14 protein-coding genes are annotated in these 16,285 nt (G+C 48.0%); 6 read left to right on the top strand and 8 right to left on the bottom strand.

Annotated features, from left to right (window positions below; all coding sequences use genetic code 11):
* Positions 1-58: 58 nt before the first annotated feature.
* Positions 59-865, top strand: coding sequence for a pyrroline-5-carboxylate reductase (proC, locus tag AWM72_RS06595; protein ID WP_067975149.1), 807 nt, complete (start codon positions 59-61; stop codon positions 863-865).
* A gap of 86 nt (positions 866-951) precedes the next feature.
* Here proC and AWM72_RS06590 read toward each other — a convergent pair whose 3' ends face one another.
* Positions 952-1,407: a Fur family transcriptional regulator gene (locus AWM72_RS06590; RefSeq protein ID WP_198434471.1), complete on the bottom strand. Its 456-nt coding sequence runs from the start codon at positions 1,405-1,407 to the stop codon at positions 952-954.
* A 206-nt stretch (positions 1,408-1,613) separates the two neighbouring features.
* On the opposite strand from AWM72_RS06590, the gene AWM72_RS06585 reads away from it, so the two are divergent.
* A complete protein-coding gene (locus AWM72_RS06585; protein WP_067975142.1) occupies positions 1,614-2,720 on the top strand; it encodes an FUSC family protein in 1,107 nt (368 codons plus the stop codon).
* Positions 2,721-2,791: 71 nt separating this feature from the next.
* Here the strand turns inward: AWM72_RS06585 and pulA are convergent, their stop codons facing one another.
* Positions 2,792-4,756 (bottom strand): type I pullulanase, encoded by a 1,965-nt coding sequence (gene pulA, locus AWM72_RS06580; RefSeq protein WP_067975140.1) that lies wholly within the window; start codon positions 4,754-4,756, stop codon positions 2,792-2,794.
* Positions 4,757-5,346: 590 nt separating this feature from the next.
* Positions 5,347-6,615, bottom strand: a complete 1,269-nt coding sequence (locus tag AWM72_RS06575) for an SGNH/GDSL hydrolase family protein (RefSeq protein ID WP_067975136.1) — start codon at positions 6,613-6,615, stop codon at positions 5,347-5,349.
* Positions 6,616-6,785: 170 nt separating this feature from the next.
* Between AWM72_RS06575 and AWM72_RS06570 the strand changes: the two genes are divergently transcribed.
* Positions 6,786-7,352 (top strand): DUF402 domain-containing protein, encoded by a 567-nt coding sequence (locus AWM72_RS06570; RefSeq protein WP_067976595.1) that lies wholly within the window; start codon positions 6,786-6,788, stop codon positions 7,350-7,352.
* 523 nt (positions 7,353-7,875) lie between these two features.
* Here AWM72_RS06570 and mutY read toward each other — a convergent pair.
* The 5 genes from mutY to AWM72_RS06545 form a co-directional block, all read right to left on the bottom strand.
* The gene (gene mutY / locus AWM72_RS06565) at positions 7,876-9,123 is read right to left on the bottom strand and encodes an A/G-specific adenine glycosylase (protein ID WP_067975133.1); all 1,248 of its coding nucleotides are present in this window, start codon (positions 9,121-9,123) and stop codon (positions 7,876-7,878) included.
* A 1-nt stretch (position 9,124) separates the two neighbouring features.
* A complete protein-coding gene (gene recX / locus AWM72_RS06560) occupies positions 9,125-10,168 on the bottom strand; it encodes a recombination regulator RecX (RefSeq protein WP_067975130.1) in 1,044 nt (347 codons plus the stop codon).
* Between the two features lie 41 nt (positions 10,169-10,209).
* Positions 10,210-10,926 carry a hypothetical protein gene (locus tag AWM72_RS06555; RefSeq protein ID WP_067975127.1) on the bottom strand — a complete coding sequence of 239 codons (717 nt, stop codon included), beginning with the start codon at positions 10,924-10,926 and terminating at the stop codon, positions 10,210-10,212.
* 283 nt (positions 10,927-11,209) lie between these two features.
* Positions 11,210-12,754, bottom strand: coding sequence for a ClC family H(+)/Cl(-) exchange transporter (locus AWM72_RS06550; protein ID WP_067975124.1), 1,545 nt, complete (start codon positions 12,752-12,754; stop codon positions 11,210-11,212).
* Positions 12,755-12,926: 172 nt separating this feature from the next.
* Positions 12,927-13,814 carry a DMT family transporter gene (locus AWM72_RS06545; protein WP_067975117.1) on the bottom strand — a complete coding sequence of 296 codons (888 nt, stop codon included), beginning with the start codon at positions 13,812-13,814 and terminating at the stop codon, positions 12,927-12,929.
* Positions 13,815-14,055: 241 nt separating this feature from the next.
* On the opposite strand from AWM72_RS06545, the gene AWM72_RS06540 reads away from it, so the two are divergent.
* From AWM72_RS06540 to AWM72_RS06530, 3 genes are read left to right on the top strand one after another with little or no spacing between them, the layout of a single operon-like run.
* Complete coding sequence (locus tag AWM72_RS06540) at positions 14,056-14,790, top strand: amino acid ABC transporter ATP-binding protein (RefSeq protein ID WP_269465291.1); 735 nt, start codon at positions 14,056-14,058, stop codon at positions 14,788-14,790.
* A 15-nt stretch (positions 14,791-14,805) separates the two neighbouring features.
* Positions 14,806-15,633: a transporter substrate-binding domain-containing protein gene (locus tag AWM72_RS06535; protein WP_067975113.1), complete on the top strand. Its 828-nt coding sequence runs from the start codon at positions 14,806-14,808 to the stop codon at positions 15,631-15,633.
* Between the two features lies 1 nt (position 15,634).
* Positions 15,635-16,276, top strand: coding sequence for an amino acid ABC transporter permease (locus AWM72_RS06530; RefSeq protein WP_067975110.1), 642 nt, complete (start codon positions 15,635-15,637; stop codon positions 16,274-16,276).
* The last annotated feature ends 9 nt before the right edge of the window (positions 16,277-16,285 follow it).

The following is a 16,285-nucleotide window of genomic DNA, read 5'->3' as shown; positions in this document are numbered from 1 at the left end:
AAGTTTGAGGAATAGGATTTGTGCTATAATAGTAAAAAAAATTAAAGGAGTCAGATTTATGCCAATCATTTCGATTATCGGAGCAGGAAATATGGGCGGCGCTATCGCTCGGGGGATCTCAGAAAATCCGCCCTTCCAAACGATGGAAGTTCGCCTTGCAGATCCTAATGCCGATACCCTTAAAAAATTTGCCAAGCTTCCTGCTATCACTTGCTTCACTGACAACCAAGAGGCGGTTACCGGGGCTGACTATGTGATCTTAGCCCTTAAACCAGCCTACATTGAAGGCGTTATCCGGGAAATCCAAGACCAACTCGCTCCCTCTTCCCTAGTGGTCTCCATCGCCACTAGCCTGAGCCTTGAGCGAGCCAAGCAAATACTGGGAGCAGACCAGAAATTTGCCCGCGTTATGCCGAACACGCCTGCCCAGGTTGGTGCCGGAATGGCAGGTATTGTCGGCAATGACCGCCTAACAGCTGATGACCGAAATGGCCTTCTAGCTATCTTTTCCAGTTTAGGCCAAGCCCGTTTTGTGGGTGAAGACCTCTTGAATACGGTAACGGCATTATCCGGATCAGGGCCAGCTCTCATGTACATGATCCTTGAAGCCATGGCGGATGCTGCAGTTCTTACTGGAATGCCCCGGCAAGATGCCTATGATTTTGCTAGTCAGACCATGCTGGGAGCAGCTAAGATGGCCCAAGAAAGCCAGCTCCACCCTGGTGAATTAAAGGACATGGTCTGTACGCCTGCCGGCACAACCATCGCTGAAGTCCAAGCCGCTGAAGCCTTGGGAATCCGCTCCACTATAATCGAAAGCCTTCTAGCTGGCCATGACAAGGCCAAGGAGTTAGCCGAAGACTAGGCCTAAAGTAAAGAAGAAGCTGGGACAATGAGCCTAGCTTCTTTTTTCATCACGCTTGATCATAACTTATTTTTAAGGCAATTCGACTAGCCATGGTCTTCCGTTTCTTGGCGTTCAAGTTGACAGTCTTGGCATAGGCCATAAATTTCTAAACGATGGTTATTGACCTTAAAGCCTGTATAGGCAGCCGCATAGGACTCCAACTCATAGAGAATCGGATAATAGAGGTCGACAATCCGGCCGCAGTGCTCACAGATCACATGGTAATGGCGATCCAAATCAAAGTCGAAATGGCTAGCATCATCCCCATAATTCAATTCACGGACGAGGTGCATCCGGGTCAAGAGATTCAAATTATTATAGACGGTTGCCAGGCTCATGCTCTTAAAATGCGGCGACAGTTCATTGAAAATATCCTCTGCTGTCGGATGGTCCTTGGTCTCAATGAGGTATTTAATAATTGCTTCTCGCTGGGGCGTGATCCTCACTTTATGTTCGCGTAGGGCAGTAATGGTTTTGGCGTATTTACTTTCATTATCCATCACAGGGCGCGTCATCTTTTCTCCTCCTCTCACATTATAATTATTCCATTCTATATCAGTATACCTCTTATTAAAGGGAGGCGCTAGCCCCAGCCTTAAATTTTATTCTAAATGGCGCAATAAGGCTTTACTATCTAACAAACAATGGTAAGCTTATAGGGAAGCAAGCTACAACAAATTATCTGCAAAGGAGACAAAAAGCAAAAATGAAATTGGGTGCCCGAACGATTAAGACTGGCATTGGTGTTATGGTGGCCATTATTATTTCGAGTCTTTTACCCCATATCGATCCAACGATGCCGGCCTTTACAGTCGTTTTAACCATGCAACAATCCGTTGGCAAAACTTGGGAATCAATGTCAAATCGTATTATCGCTGCTTTCATGGGGGGGCTCTGTGCCGTCATCATGACCACGCTCTTTGGCCGCAATGCGGGAATTATTGGTTTAACTGTTATTATCTTTATTGTCTTGATGAATTCGATGAAATTGTCCAACGCCATCTCTATTGCTGCGATGACAGTGGTTATTATCATGCTCTCCCCCTTTGATTCGGACCAGGAAATCATTCTCACCGCCAGCAAGCGGGTGATTGAGAGTTTGCTTGGAGTCATTATCGCCTTTCTGGTCAACCTCTTCATCCTCCCGCCCAAATATGATGCGGTGGTCTACGATGAAATTAATACAACAAATACAGAGATCAGCATCCGCTTGAGAGCTATTCTTAGAAAAAATGGTGAGTATTCGACCTTGAATTCTGACCTCTCATGGGCAAGGCATAAGATCCGCCACATCCAAGAACTCTTTGAACTACTCAAAGAAGAAAGAGTCTGGAGGGGCAAAGGGATTACCGAATTCAAACGTAAATTGGTCATCCTTCGCAGCTTCATCCAAGCCCTCAACCATTCCACCCGCCTCCTCCGTTTGCTCCATGAACATACCAATGTGGTCTTTGAATTGCCGGATAGCTTACGTTTAGAGATTCGCGAGCGGATTGAAACCCTGTGTGCAGCCCACGAACAAATCTTTCTTAAGTTCGATGGGCGGATTTCTCCCACTGAAGTGAACTTCTTCCAGTCCACTTCCCAATACCGCCAACACCTAATCGACAACATGTTCAAAGCTGCCCGGCTTTCAGAAGATGAGACAGATACTTCCCAGCTTGAACGATCGAATGCGATTATCTTGATTACCTCCACGATTATTCGTTATGAGGAAAGTCTAATGCGGCTCAATATGTTAGTCCGCAGCTACCATCTCCACCACGTTGATGACAAATTTCAAGCCGATAGCCTTAAAGGACTTGAAAAATAGCCGTCAACTAAAAATATCAACAAAAAGGCCTTGAAGTTAACTTTTTCCAAACTTCAAGGCCTTTTTAAATTTTATTTTGTCACTTGTTCAAATATCGTTGCGGCTAGAAAGGCTAGTTCTGCTTCTTCTTGATAAGTTTCACGCATTTCTTCATCTGTGTAGAAGCGTCCCTCGCTGGCTCTTAGCTTCCAAGTTCCTTCTGGCAAAGAGACAAGCTGCTTATATTTGCTCGCGTTATAAGCAACTAAGATTTGCCGGTCAGCGGCCTGGTAGACTGCTATGATGATTTGCGAATCCGCCCTTAAAATTTCTAAGTGATCATAAATCGCTGCAAAAGAAGTTAAGCGGAAAACCTCGTGCTTCTTGCGGTAATCCAGCAAATCCTTAAGGTAAGTCACCGCTTCGATTTCATCATCGCGCTTGTCCCAATCCAGCGCATTAATCTCGACCGGTGCATTGTAGGTATTTCGCAGATTGAGTTTACTGCGCAGGAACTCCTGGCCGGAATGAAAGAAAGGAATGCCTTCTGTTAATGCAATCAGCGTATTGGCCAAGAGTTGACGGCGACGGCGGAAACCAACTACTTCATGAGACCGAGTGATGGCCAACTTATCCCAGAGCGTCCAATTATCATGGACCGCACAGTATTGGATGAGCTGCTGGGGGGCATGGAAGTGGTAGTCCTCCCCATTGAGGGTCTGACTCCCCTTCAAATTCTCAACAATTTGAAATTCCATGTGCTTTTTGTTAGAGATGAAGCCGGTATCGTGGCCCTCCTCAAAGTCATTCCCCCGCAAGGCATCGCGGAAGCGGTCATTGAAGAAAGAAATTCCCTCGAGCTGGCTGGCATTCTCCAAGCAAGCTTTATCCTGGTCCGCTAGGCAGTGGCCCATATTCCACCCCTCGCCCAGAATAATAATATTGGGGCCCAGTTGGTCAGCCAACTGGCGAACGGCTTGCATGGTTTCCACATCAATCAAGCCCATCAAGTCGAAACGGAAACCATCCACATGGTACTCTTCTACCCAATAACGGATGGCATCCAAGAGATAACGACGCATCATCCGCCGCTCTGTGGCTAGCTCGCTCCCCACCCCTGATCCATTAGCGGGATGGCCCGATTCATGGAAGCGCAGATAGTAGTCCGGCACCGTAAGCATCAAGGGATGACTCTCTTCATCATAAACATGGTTAAAGACCACGTCCATAATCACCCCCAGCCCCTTCTGGTGGAGGGCCTGGATCATTTGCCTGGTTTCTATAAGCCGGGTCACTGGGGTAAAAGGATCGCTAGCATAAGAGCCCTCCGGCAAGAAATAATTCTGGGGATCATACCCCCAGTTATAGTTGCGCCCACTCTCTCGCTCTTCATCAACCGTGGCAAAGTCAAAGAAAGGCATCAGTTGGACATGGCTGATTCCTAAATCAGCTAAATAATCGAGCCCTGTTGCCAAGCCCTGGGCCGTTTTCGTTCCAGATTCCGCTAGGCCTAGATACTTACCGGGAAAGCGAACACCAGAAGAAGGGGCAGCAGTTAGGTCGCGAATATTAGCTTCATAGATCACCACTTCACTTGCGTCCATCTTAGGCCCCTGGTCTTCTTCCCAAGCCTCAGGATAAGCGCTAGTCGGATTAACAACTACCGACCGGCCACTGTTCACCGTGGCTGCTTTGGCATAGGGATCTTGGGAATAAACACAGCTCCCATCCGGAAAATAAAGGCGGTAGCTGTAGGCCAGATTGTGGCAGTCCCCTGCTATACTCGCTTCATAAGTTCCCTTTTTTTGCCGCTTCATCGGATAGGAATCGTACAATTCGCTATACAAGTCTTTAAATACAAGTAGATCTACTTGCTGAGCCAGGGGTGCCCAGAGCACAAAACGGGTGAAACGTTTATGGTAGACTGCCCCCAAAGCGCCACCGTAAGCATAGGTCTGGTCAAATTCTTCGCTTAGAGCATAGTTATGCATAGCCTCGCGAATCGTTTGAGGGGATTCAATCCCAGACAGGGCAAATAAGTCATCAAGCAATTCCATTCTATATCTCCTTAATCTGGCAAATGCAGGCTGCCAGTACATAGGCCTCTCACCCGCTTAAGCCCTAAAAGTCCCTAAGCCAATGAATCAACCTCATCAAAATTCACATCACCCTCATTATAGCAATAATTCACTAACTAGTGCATTAACTTTCGCTCATTAAGGAAAGGGTGTGAGCAAAGGCGTCCAGAAAGGGATGACTGGAGGCAAAGAGGATAAGAGCGGCTTTAGCCGGTCGTTCCACTTTGCTGAAGTCACTCCCTTTCTGCCTTTGCGAACCCAACTAGGAAAGGGTGTGAGACTTGGCGGTTAGCTTTCGTTCACTGGAGCAAGTCGCCAGAGCAGTCTCATAGACTGCGGCGGAGACTTGTGAAGTGACACGAAAGCTGCCAAGTCGAACCCGACTAGGAAGGGTGTGAGGGAGCGCGGGTAGAAGTGGACCTCTGGAGCAAAGCACCAGAGAAGACTGAAAGTCTTCGACGGCGCTTTGTGAAGAGGAGCCGCTTCTGCGCGACCGAACCCAACTAAAAAGCCTCCCCCTAAGGAAAGGCCTTTTGACTTTAATTCTCTACATTGTCTACTGAATCTTATTATTGTCTCTGTGCTCCCCAATTAGCATTTCCTTGGTTACCATTCGCATTGCCGTTACCGTATTGCTGATTACCACCGGACCCTTGCCACTGGTTAGCCGGGTTATAGCTACCTTGGTTGCCATTCGCATTCCAATTGTTCTGCTGGTTATTTTGATTGTTTTGATAATTTTGATTGCCATTCGCGTTCCAATTGCCTTGCTGGCCCTGGGCTGGAGCGGCCTGACTAGCTTGGGCACGCGATTGGCTAGCTGCTTGGGCTTCTGACTCTGCCCGTCTTGAAGACTCAGCTGCTGCTTCTGATTGGGCAGCCGCTTGGGCTTGTGCCTGGGCCTCCGCTTCCGCTTGGGCGCGGGCTTCCTCGTCTCTAATTTTGGCTTCGGCCTCTTTTAGTTGGTCGAGATCATCATTTTTGCCCTTGAAACCGTGGCGGGCATCGATTGTGGTTTCGCTTAGTTCCTTAGTCAGCAATCGACTCCATAAGTCTGCCCCCTGGTTGGTCAATTGCCCATCCTCAGAATAAAGTTCTTCCAAGTTTAAGTCGTCAGCTGCTAACTTATCCTTGAAATCAGCCCACATATCGTAATAGTTATAGTTCAAATCATCGAGGACCTTAGCGATCTTATCCTTATAGGCATCACTATCTTCGTCATTATTCAAGCTAGGACTAATAACAAAAATCGGTAGGGCTTCAGGTTTGGCCAAACGTAGCTGGCGATAAATGCGTTCAATATTCGCTTTACTTCCCGCTTCATCGATCCCAGCCTGGGCCTCAGCCGCCAGGTTCAGGGGAACTAAGATAAGTTGACCCTCGCTATCGGCTACTTGTTGGGCATAGCCACTGGCTAAGAGATCTGCAGTTGACATGCCACTGTAGTTTAACTTATTAACGGCAAGCTGGTCAAAACCTTTATCCTTGAGACCAGCTACTGCCGTTTCCAACCAATCGGCGGTTTGGTTGAGCGAATCCACAGCTAAGACGCCGACTTGGTCCGCTTCCCGGTTGACATAGGCCAAATATTTAGCTGCTGTTGTGTTCTCACGGTTCTGTTCAAAATCTGCTGCCGCCTGGTCTAACGAACCCGACTGACTGGGTGCTTGATCTGTCTTTTGCTCTCCTTGGTTATGTCCCTGGAAGAGCGCTGTTTCCTCGGCCAAACGCGCCTCTTCTCGCCGCTGGCCAATCACATAGGACCCGCCAATAATGATGAAACCGACAACCACTGTCGCTAGCATGGCTAGCAGGCTTTTCTTGTTGAATTCCCTCATAAATCTAACTCCTCGTTTATATTCTTTCCATTTATTGTAGCATAAAAATTTAGCTAATCGAACAGCAGACTCTCTTTAATAATTTCTAATTAAAAATTCTATTTTTAGCCAAGCTATGTTATACTATTTAAGAATAAGATTGAATACTGATGCAGAAAGCAGGTTTTTTGATGCGTAATCCTCAAGAAGGAGAATACATCGCAGTCAAAAGCTATAAACATGACGGCAGTTTGCATCGCACTTGGCATGATTGTATGGTGCTCAAGACCTCTGATCAGAGTATCATTGCTTGTAATGACCATACCCTTGTCAGTGAATCCGATGGTCGGCGCTGGGTAACACGCGAGCCCGCCCTTCTCTATTTTCATAAGAAGTACTGGTTCAATATTGTCACGATGATCCGCCAAAAAGGTACATCGTATTATTGTAACCTGGCTTCCCCTTATATTATGGACAAGGACGGCCTTAAATACATTGACTATGATTTAGATATCAAAGTCTTTCCGAATGGCGATAAAAAGTTACTCGATGTAGATGAATACCTCGACCATGGTCGAAAGATGGCCTATCCTTACGATATAGACTATATCGTCACTTGCCATCTCTATGAATTGAACCGCTGGATTGAAGAAGGCAAAGGCCCCTTCTCTAAGGCCTATGTAGACTTGTGGTATGAACGTTATTGCCAGCTAAGCCAGCGCCAACAACAGCATAAGAAAAAGCGCCGCCAGCACTAGCTGTCGCCCTTTCGATTTGATTGTGAAGTATTCGAAAGTTCATAAAAAAGGCTGAGTTTTAAAGCTCAGCCTTTTTGCTTTGTCTCTTATTAACTGATTGCTTTGGGGCTTTCGCTGGTTACCTGCTTGCTCCCAGTCATCCAAGCCTGAACGCCAAGTCTCACACCCTGCTTAGTCGGGTTCGAGGATGCAGAAAGGGCTCCTCTTCGCAAATGCCCATCGAAGGCCTCCAGCCTTCTCTGGTCTTTTACTCCAGAGGTCCCTTTCTACCGCATCCTCTCACACCCTGTTCTAGTCGGGTTCGGTCGCGCAGAAGTGGCTCCTCTTCACAAAAAATCTTTCGAAGGCTTGCACCCTTCTCAAGCTTTTTGCTCCAGAGGTCCACTTCTACCCGCGCTCCCTCACACCCTGTGTAGTCGGGTTCGCAAGAGCAGGCTTGAAGTGACTTCACCCAATCGGAACGATCGGCTAAAGCCGTTCTTTTCCGCTTGGGCTCCAGTCATTCAAGTCTAACCGCTCTTGCTCACACCCTGTTCTTTTCATAGGCTTGCCAGATTTTCATTTGGACGGTGGGGAAGGCATGCTGGGTCATGTCGCTGAGTTTGAGCCAGGACCAGTTGCTGGCTCCTTGCTTGGTTAAGCGGTCGATGACTTGGTCAGGGTCTTCCTTTAGTTGGCCTTGGTAGACGCGGATGTGCCAGACTTGGTGGCTGAAGACATGTTTGACTTCGGCGAGCTGGCGCTTGTAGAAGATAGGACTGACATGGTAGTGGGCTTGGCTTTCGGCAAGTAAATTGTCGTAGATCGCCTGGTCGTCTTCAGCCACTTGGTCGGCGAAGAGAGGACCGAGTGGCATGTCTTCTTTAGCCGCCTCCTTGCGCTCAAGGAGGGGGACGGTCCACATCTTAGCCAATAAACCCGTCTCGGGGCGCTGGCAGATAAGGACCCGCCCAGCTTTATCTTCCAATACCAAGGCATCATAGTAGTAATGCTTGGCCTTGGCTTTTTTGCTTTTGACAGGATAATCCAAGGTCGTCCCCGTTAAAGTCGATAGGTTGAAGTCTCTTAGGGGGCTGGCTTCTGGATTAGGATCCTTGGCCCTTTGATAACTCGAACCCAGGTCCATAATGGCTTGGTTGAAATCACCTGGACGTTTAGGATCCACGAGATACTCGCCCAATGCCTGAAAAATCTTCCGGTTCTTAGCCTGGGCAATGTCTGCACTCACTGTAAAAAGCCGGGCGAAGACCCGCATGGCATTGCCATCGATAGCTGGCGTCGCAACATTGAAAGCAATCGAAGCAATGGCGCCTGCTGTATAAGGACCAATCCCCTTAAGTGATTGGATTTCCTTTAAGTCACTGGGAAACTCACCATCATAATCGTCCATAATTGTTTGGGCAGCCACCTGCATATTGCGAACCCGAGAATAATAACCCAAGCCTTCCCAAGCCTTTAATAGGTCCGCTTCTCCAGCTTGGGCCAAGGATTGAATATCCGGGAACTTTTGCATGAAGTTCTGATAGTAAGGGATAACCGTGTCCACCTGGGTCTGTTGGAGCATGATTTCGGAGACCCAAACGGCATAAGCTGATATCGATTCGCGCCAAGGAAGGGTGCGGCCATGTTGGTCATACCAATCCAGCAAAGTGGTCTGAAACTTCTCATTGGTCTTAGGTCCCCAGACTTGAACGCCGTGGATATCTGGTCCCAAGTCTTCAATGGCACTCCGCCCCAACCAATCTTCGGGCTTATGGTCTTGTATCTGCAAATTATCCCTCTTCTTTCTCCATCTCTTGGTCTAGCCATTGCTTAATCGCCCCTGCTTCAAAGCCCCGGCGGTAAAGCTGTTGTTTAACTTTAAAATAGCGCTCTTTAGGGTCTAGGCGGCGGTACTTGCGCCAGTACTTCTGGCCTTGCTGGTCCAATTTATCATCTTCTAGATCGTCATCAACAAGGTCTTGACTCGCTCTTTGGACCGCTTGCTTGGCTGCATCACTATCGAAGCCCTTCTGCATCAAATAGCGCACTGTGCGCTGTTCGCTATCGCGCTGGGCATATTTTCGCATTTGTTGCTTCAAACGTTTAGCCGCCAGTTCTTCAATATTATCCTGGGCAGTTTGGTCATCATACTCCTCCAGAGCTTGTTGGATGATCGACTCGCTGAGGCCCTTTTCCTTTAGTTTGCGCTGAATTTGACCGGGACCCTTCTTCTGCAGGCGCATGGCCGTCCGGGTATAGGACTGGCCATAGACCAAGTCATCGACGAGTCGCAGTTCTTTTAAGCGCTGGATGGTTTGGTCAATCACCCCTTCAGGCCAATCATCCCGCTGGAGCCGTTGACGGATCTCCTTCTCCGAACGCAATTGGTGGCTCAGATAATTCACTGCTGTCTGATAAGCCTGGGCAGCGGCTTCAGCTGCTTGGATCTCGCCTACTCGCTCAGCACTTAAGACCTGACCCTTGGCCAAAGCAAACTTAACCAGGGTCGCTTCACTTACAGGAAAGGCATAGCTTTGGTTGAGATAAATATTAAAGCGATGTTTGCGCCGCTTTTGCGCTTCAATCTTGGTAATTTCACCGGACAGCCCTGCCTCTTCAGACTTTTCCTGGTCATTGTCTGTTCCCGGACGCTGCGGTTTTTGATCTAACTTTTTTGCTTTCAGCGCTTGCGCCGCTTGGACCAAATCTTGAGCCGGGCGGGGCTTCTCCTTCTGCTGACTTGGTCTCTTAGCTTGGTCAGCAGAGGCTTTTTTCACATGATCACCGGATAAGTCTGAGAGCCGCACTGGGCCTTGATAGCTCTTCTTTGCCATAGCTGAGCCTCCTTTCGCCCTTTACTATAGCACACTTTAATCTAATGGATAAAGTCTAAGACCCGTTCGTGCCAGAGCTCCAGTTGTTCACTGTAGCGCTCCCTGTGAATTTCTTCAGCTGTTTGGTAGAGCTCACTAAATTGGTCAGAAGCTTCAGTATAGCGCATTCTTTGGAAGAGGTGACTATTTTCTAAATCCTCTATTTTGAAATAAGAGGGCTGCTTAGGTGTATGCAAGAGAACTGACATATTGAGAAAGACCCAGCTAAAATAAGCCTGTCTCACCAAGTGAATAAAACGGCTGGGACGCACATCGAGAGTTAGGTGGATATTGGTCATGCCCTCCACAATGGTGTGGCGACTCTTCTCCTTCAAATTAGGCAGGCGGTAAACCTGGTGGAGGGCTAGCCAGGAAGGAGTGCCCCGCTTAACAGATTTCAAGGGAACAAAAATCAAGTCCGCACTCACGACAGGCTGAAAAGGTTTCTTTGTCAGTTTCTGATGGAAGAACTGTTCCTTAGCCATCCGCTCGCTATAATTCTGGATCAGGATTTCCGGCTTTGATTGGGTCCTAAAGATTGACCCGTCACTACATACCACCAAGGTACGACCAGCCTTGCGGTCAGCATCTGCTTGGTAGTGGAGATAGACCACCTGCTCGCGAAGATTCAGCGTCTTTACACGTTTAGCTCGCTTGTAAAGAGCTTCTAGGTCCTCGGTCACAGAAAAATCGGCCACCAAAGTCTGAGTTCCTAACATTACAAGTATACCTCCAATTAATCGTATTTTATCGTCTGAAAACATAAAATTTTAGACACTTATAGCCTAGCAAATTTTTATTCCATCTGGGGATTTTTCATGAAAGATTTACATTTCTTTTACCTAAAAATTACATTAGCCCAATCACTGGTTAAACACCCCTTTCATAAAATGTTTACCAAATAAAAAGAACAAGCACTTTCTAAGCGCTCGTTCTTTTAGACGAATAATTGCTTATTTTCTTTTGCAATACATTATTGTTTTGTCTTTATAAATAATCGGCCTAGGTCTTGGCAGCCTCTCGGAAAAGTTTCTTGGTAGCTGCTAAATGATCCTTGGAGGTCACAATCAGAAGTCGATCTTTGGCTTGGATGGTAGTTGCCCCCTTAGGCACAAGGCTGGCCCGACCGCGCACAATGGAAGCGATGAGAATTTCTTGGGGGAGGTCCAGGTCAGCTAGTTTCTTCCCCGCTAGCGAGGAAGTTAAGGGCACATCAAATTCCAAGATAGCGGCTTCCTTTTCTTTATGGTCTTGGGGGAGAGGCCGCATGCGGTCATAGAGGCTGTCGTAGATAGGGGCCACCTTGAGGGCTTCCGCAAGCAGGTAAGCTGTGATGGCCACAATGGCTACAGGCAGGAAGTTCTGCAAACTCCCTACCATCTCTAGGACAAGAACCATGGAAGTTAGTGGCGAACGGACGACTGCCGTCAGGACCCCTGCCATGCCAAGAACGACAAAATTAGCTAAGAGATCAGGATCTAAATCAATAAATAGGCTGAAAACTTGAAAGCTGACTGCCCCAGTCAAACATCCCATCACGAGGGTGGGCAAGAAGATACCGCCCGGTGTTGAAGTCCCATAACAGAAACAGGTGAAGAGTAATTTACCGATGAGGACTAGGATTAAGCTTTTAAGGGGCCAAGGCATCTCTAAATACTGGTAGACCAAGTCATGCCCGCTACCTGCCAAGGCAGGGAAAGCCCACACAATAAGCCCCGTTAAGAGAAAACCTAGGGCAATCCGAACCACAACATTCGGGAAGTGCTTCTGTAAAAAGCGCTGGAAGGCTAAAAGGACCTGGTTGAAGGTCGTCCCCACTAGGGCTGTCACAAGGCCCAGAATAATAATTAAGTAATAACTAGATTGGGGAAGAAGTTGGTCCATTTTGATCGCAAAGGACGGCGTCAAACCAAAAACCCACTTGGATACCAGGTCGGCACTGATGGATGCCAAAAGAGCAGGAATGAGAATAAAGGGGGAGATATTCTTATGGACTTCTTCAACCACAAAGAGGGTCGAGGCAATCGGTGCATTGAAGGCAGCTGACAAGCCGGCGCTGGCTCCCGAGGTTAGAAGAATACGCTGGCTCAGGTCGCCATGCTTGCGCCATTTAGTATAGGCCTTGCTGATTGCCGCCCCGATCTGGATAGATGGCCCTTCCCGCCCCAGGGACATCCCCGCTAGCATGGCCATAAATCCCCCCAGATATTTAGAAAAGAGCGTGGGCAGGGGGCGCATAGACATCTCACCCAAAAGTTCGCCTGACACCTGGGGAATCCCAGACCCACTGGACAGGGGCGCCAATTGGACAAGAATACCCGTTAAGGCCCCCATTATCCCTAAAAATAAAAAAAGCGCAATTAGCCAAGGAAAATTTGTTATCTGGTAGAGGGCCTGCTGCCAAGCCCCAGCATAAGTCAGGATGTAGCGGTAAACCACCGCCCCTAAGCCAGCCAGGATCCCTACCAAGATCCCCTCCGTAGCTAGCGCCAGCTTCGAGCTCGATTGTTTGAAAGCAGCGCTCAATTGTTTTTGATTGGATTCCAACACAATCCCTCCTTGAAATAAACTACTCTTAGTATAGCACAGGCAGAAGCACTCTTTTTGTAAAAAAAGGTGTGAGCACAGGCATTCAGCAAGGAATGACTGGAGCCCAAACAAAAAAGACTGGAATTTTTCCCAGTCTCTTCTTGTAGCATACATATCTTGAATTTAAAGCTTAGCGAGATAACTGCTTGCGGGTCAATTGGCGGTTGTAGAGGAAGGTGACTAAGCCCCCTGTAAAGATAATGAAATAGCCGAGAATACTCCAGCCATCAGGTACCTGGCCAAGGAAGATGAAGCCGAGGAGACCACTGAAAACAATGCTGGAATAGTCAAAAATAGAGATCTCATTAGCTGGTGCAAACTTATAAGCCAGGGTAATCCCGAACTGGCCGAAGCTGGCAGCCAAGCCTGCCCCTAAAAGAGCTAATAAAGACTTTTGGTCGAGGGGGACATAGTTAAAGATTAAATACGGCACACAAACTAAACAGGAGAACCCTGAGAAGAAGGCCACCGTAAAGGCACTGGGGACTCCCTGCTTATTAAGCTGACGGACCGCGGTATAGGCTCCGCCCGCGCTCAAGCCCCCAAGAATAGTGACAAGGTAAGGCAGGAGGTCGGCTGTTGCCCCAGTCGGTTTGCTGACTAAGAGAACTCCCACAAAGGCAAAGCCCAGGGCGATCAAGTGTTGCTTATCCATCCGTTCCTTGAGAAAAATCGCTGAAAAAACAAGCGTCGCAAAAGGTGCCAGCTTATTGAGAACGGAAGCGTCAGAAAGAAGCAGGTGGTCGAGGGCATAGTAATTACAGAAGACCCCAACCGTTCCCAAGATCGACCTTAAGAGGAGGGTCTTCCAGGGCAAGTCACCCACCTGGACCTGGTTCTTAACTTGGGACCAAGACCGCAGCAAGAGGGTCAAGGCAACGGCGAAGGCAACAATATTTCTAAAAAAACTCTTTTCAATAGTGGGGAGGTCTCCGGCTAAGGGGATGCAAAGATTCATCACAGCAAAACCAAAAGCAGAGATCAAGATGGCAATAATGCCCTTATTACGATTTGTCACAGCAGCATATCCTTTCTATCCTTTACATTTCAATATCTCTACCCTACATGCTTTCGAGCCTGAATTCAAGCCCTTAGACTCCTCTTTTCATTAGGCTTAGCTTGACTTAACACCTAATACATAGGGCCCATTTATTGTGAAATAAATAACTTGTATGGAAATTCACTTATACATAGCCCTAATTTATGCTATTATCTTTTTAATAAGTTTTTTCTAATTATTTTGTAAGGAGTTGTTCATTATGATCATCGAATTTAAAGACGTCGAAAAGTATTACGGCGACTATCACGCCCTAAAAGCCATTAACTTAGGCATCCAAGAAGGTGAAGTCGTCAGTATCATCGGGCCCTCAGGTTCAGGTAAGTCAACCCTTATCCGCTGCATCAACGCCTTGGAAAAGATTTCCAGTGGACACCTCTATTGCGATGGTCGGGACGTTTCCGACCCCAAAGAAAATATCCGCCAGGTCAGACGCGACTTTGGCATGGTCTTCCAACATTTTGAACTCTATCCCCATAAGACCGTGCTTGAAAACATCACTCTCGCCCCTCTCAAGGTCCTCAAAAAGACCCCAGAAGAAGCTCACGAACGCGCGGAAAGATTATTGAAACGGGTAAATCTATGGGACAAGCGTGACCACTACCCTAGCCAACTCTCCGGCGGGCAAAAGCAGCGGGTAGCCATTGCCCGTGGCCTCGCCATGCGGCCCAAAGTCCTTCTCTTCGATGAACCAACCTCCGCCCTCGACCCTGAAATGGTGGGCGAAGTCCTCAACGTCATGAGAGACATTGCCGAAAGCGACAAGATGACCATGGTTGTCGTCACCCACGAAATGCGTTTTGCCAAGGAAGTCAGCACACGGACCCTCTTCATGGAGGCCGGCGAAATCATTGAAGACCGGCCCAGCCAGGACTTCTTCTCCCAACCCCAAAGTCAACGGGCCAAAGACTTCCTCCAAGTTGTCAACGCTTATTAGTCAGGAGGCCATCTCATGAAAAAAAGACACTTACTCTTGCTCTTGGTCAGCTGCTTGACTTTACTTGGGGCCTGCGGAAAAAATAGCCAAGCGCAAAGTATTTTAGACAAGATCCAAAGCAGCCAGACCCCACATATCCGTTGGGGCATCAAGAACGATACCCGACTCTTCGGCTACTATAATATTGCCAAGCAAGAAGTGGAGGGTTTCGATATTGATATCGCCAAAGCCTTAACCAAAGAAATTGCTGGCCCTCAAGCCCAAGCCGATTTTGTCGAGGTGACTTCTAAGACACGGATTCCCCTCCTCAAGAATGGTAATATTGATGCCATTATCGCCACCATGACCATCTCAGAGGAACGGAAGAAACAAGTTGATTTCACAGATGTTTATTTTGCTGCCGGACAATCCTTGCTCGGCCCAGAAGACTCGCCCCTCCAATCGGTCCAAGACCTAGGCCCCCAAAACACTGTCCTAGCCGTTAAGGGCTCCAGTTCCGCCGAATCCATCCGCCAATTCGCTCCCCAGGCTAAGGTCCTTGAACTGGAAAACTATGCCGAAGCCTTCACCGCCCTACAATCCGGCCAGGGCGACGTTATGACAACCGACAATGCAATTTTGCTAGGTATCGCTGACCAGAATCCCGGCTACCGCTTGATCGGCGAAGCTTTTACCAAGGAACCCTATGGCATTGCCGTAGACAAGAGTCAAAAAGACTTCCGTGATGAGGTCAACCGGGCCTTGGTTAAAATTAAAGCGGATGGGACTTATGACAAGATCTTCCATAAATGGTTCCCCGATGCTGGCGAAAGCGCCAATGCTAAAAATTTAAAGGAGGCCTAGTATGTTTACCCTTTTGCACGACTATTTACCTCTCTTGTTAGAAGGCTTTGCCCACACCCTCCTCGCCTCTGCCATTGCCCTAGTCGCCAGCTTCCTCTGGGGGAGCTTGGTGGGGATTTGGCAGAGCGCAGGCAAGGGGCTTCTGAAAGCATTCGCGACCATTTATGTCGAGATCTTTCGTAATATCCCGCTCTTAGTCATCGTCATGTTCTTCTATGTGGTTCTCCCCCTCTTTTCGGTCAAACTTTCAGGTTTTACATCTGGTGTGATCGCTCTTAGTCTCTATACTTCATCCTTTATTGCAGATATTATCGCAACTGGGATCAAGGCCATTCCGCGCGGCCAGTTCGAAGCCGGTCTCTCCCAGGGGTTCACAGCTCGCCAATGCATGGCCTACCTGATTTTTCCCCAAGCCTTCCGCCAGTCTCTGCCAGCTTTAGGCAACCAAGTGATCAATCTGGTGAAGAATTCCTCCATCCTCGCTATGGTGGCAGGGCTCGACCTCATGTACTATGGGGACCTGGTAGCGCTAGAGACCTTCGACACCTTCGCAAGCTATAGCCTAGTCGCCGGCTTCTACCTCTTGCTCACGGTTCCTTTAACCCTATTCATACAAAAACTCGAAAAGAATTATAGCCTCTAAGGCACGAAA

The sequence above is a fragment of the Aerococcus sanguinicola genome (genome assembly GCF_001543145.1).
GTDB lineage: Bacteria > Bacillota > Bacilli > Lactobacillales > Aerococcaceae > Aerococcus > Aerococcus sanguinicola.
This window is presented reverse-complemented; position numbering and strand designations above follow the sequence as displayed.

Coding starts and splice junctions, on each gene's coding strand:
- proC (WP_067975149.1), top strand. CDS start 59: ATGCCAATCATTTCGATTATCGGAGCAGGAAATATGGGCGGCGCTATC.
- AWM72_RS06590 (WP_198434471.1), bottom strand. CDS start 1,407: ATGGATAATGAAAGTAAATACGCCAAAACCATTACTGCCCTACGCGAA.
- AWM72_RS06585 (WP_067975142.1), top strand. CDS start 1,614: ATGAAATTGGGTGCCCGAACGATTAAGACTGGCATTGGTGTTATGGTG.
- pulA (WP_067975140.1), bottom strand. CDS start 4,756: ATGGAATTGCTTGATGACTTATTTGCCCTGTCTGGGATTGAATCCCCT.
- AWM72_RS06575 (WP_067975136.1), bottom strand. CDS start 6,615: ATGAGGGAATTCAACAAGAAAAGCCTGCTAGCCATGCTAGCGACAGTG.
- AWM72_RS06570 (WP_067976595.1), top strand. CDS start 6,786: ATGCGTAATCCTCAAGAAGGAGAATACATCGCAGTCAAAAGCTATAAA.
- recX (WP_067975130.1), bottom strand. CDS start 10,168: ATGGCAAAGAAGAGCTATCAAGGCCCAGTGCGGCTCTCAGACTTATCC.
- AWM72_RS06555 (WP_067975127.1), bottom strand. CDS start 10,926: ATGTTAGGAACTCAGACTTTGGTGGCCGATTTTTCTGTGACCGAGGAC.
- AWM72_RS06540 (WP_269465291.1), top strand. CDS start 14,056: ATGATCATCGAATTTAAAGACGTCGAAAAGTATTACGGCGACTATCAC.
- AWM72_RS06535 (WP_067975113.1), top strand. CDS start 14,806: ATGAAAAAAAGACACTTACTCTTGCTCTTGGTCAGCTGCTTGACTTTA.
- AWM72_RS06530 (WP_067975110.1), top strand. CDS start 15,635: ATGTTTACCCTTTTGCACGACTATTTACCTCTCTTGTTAGAAGGCTTT.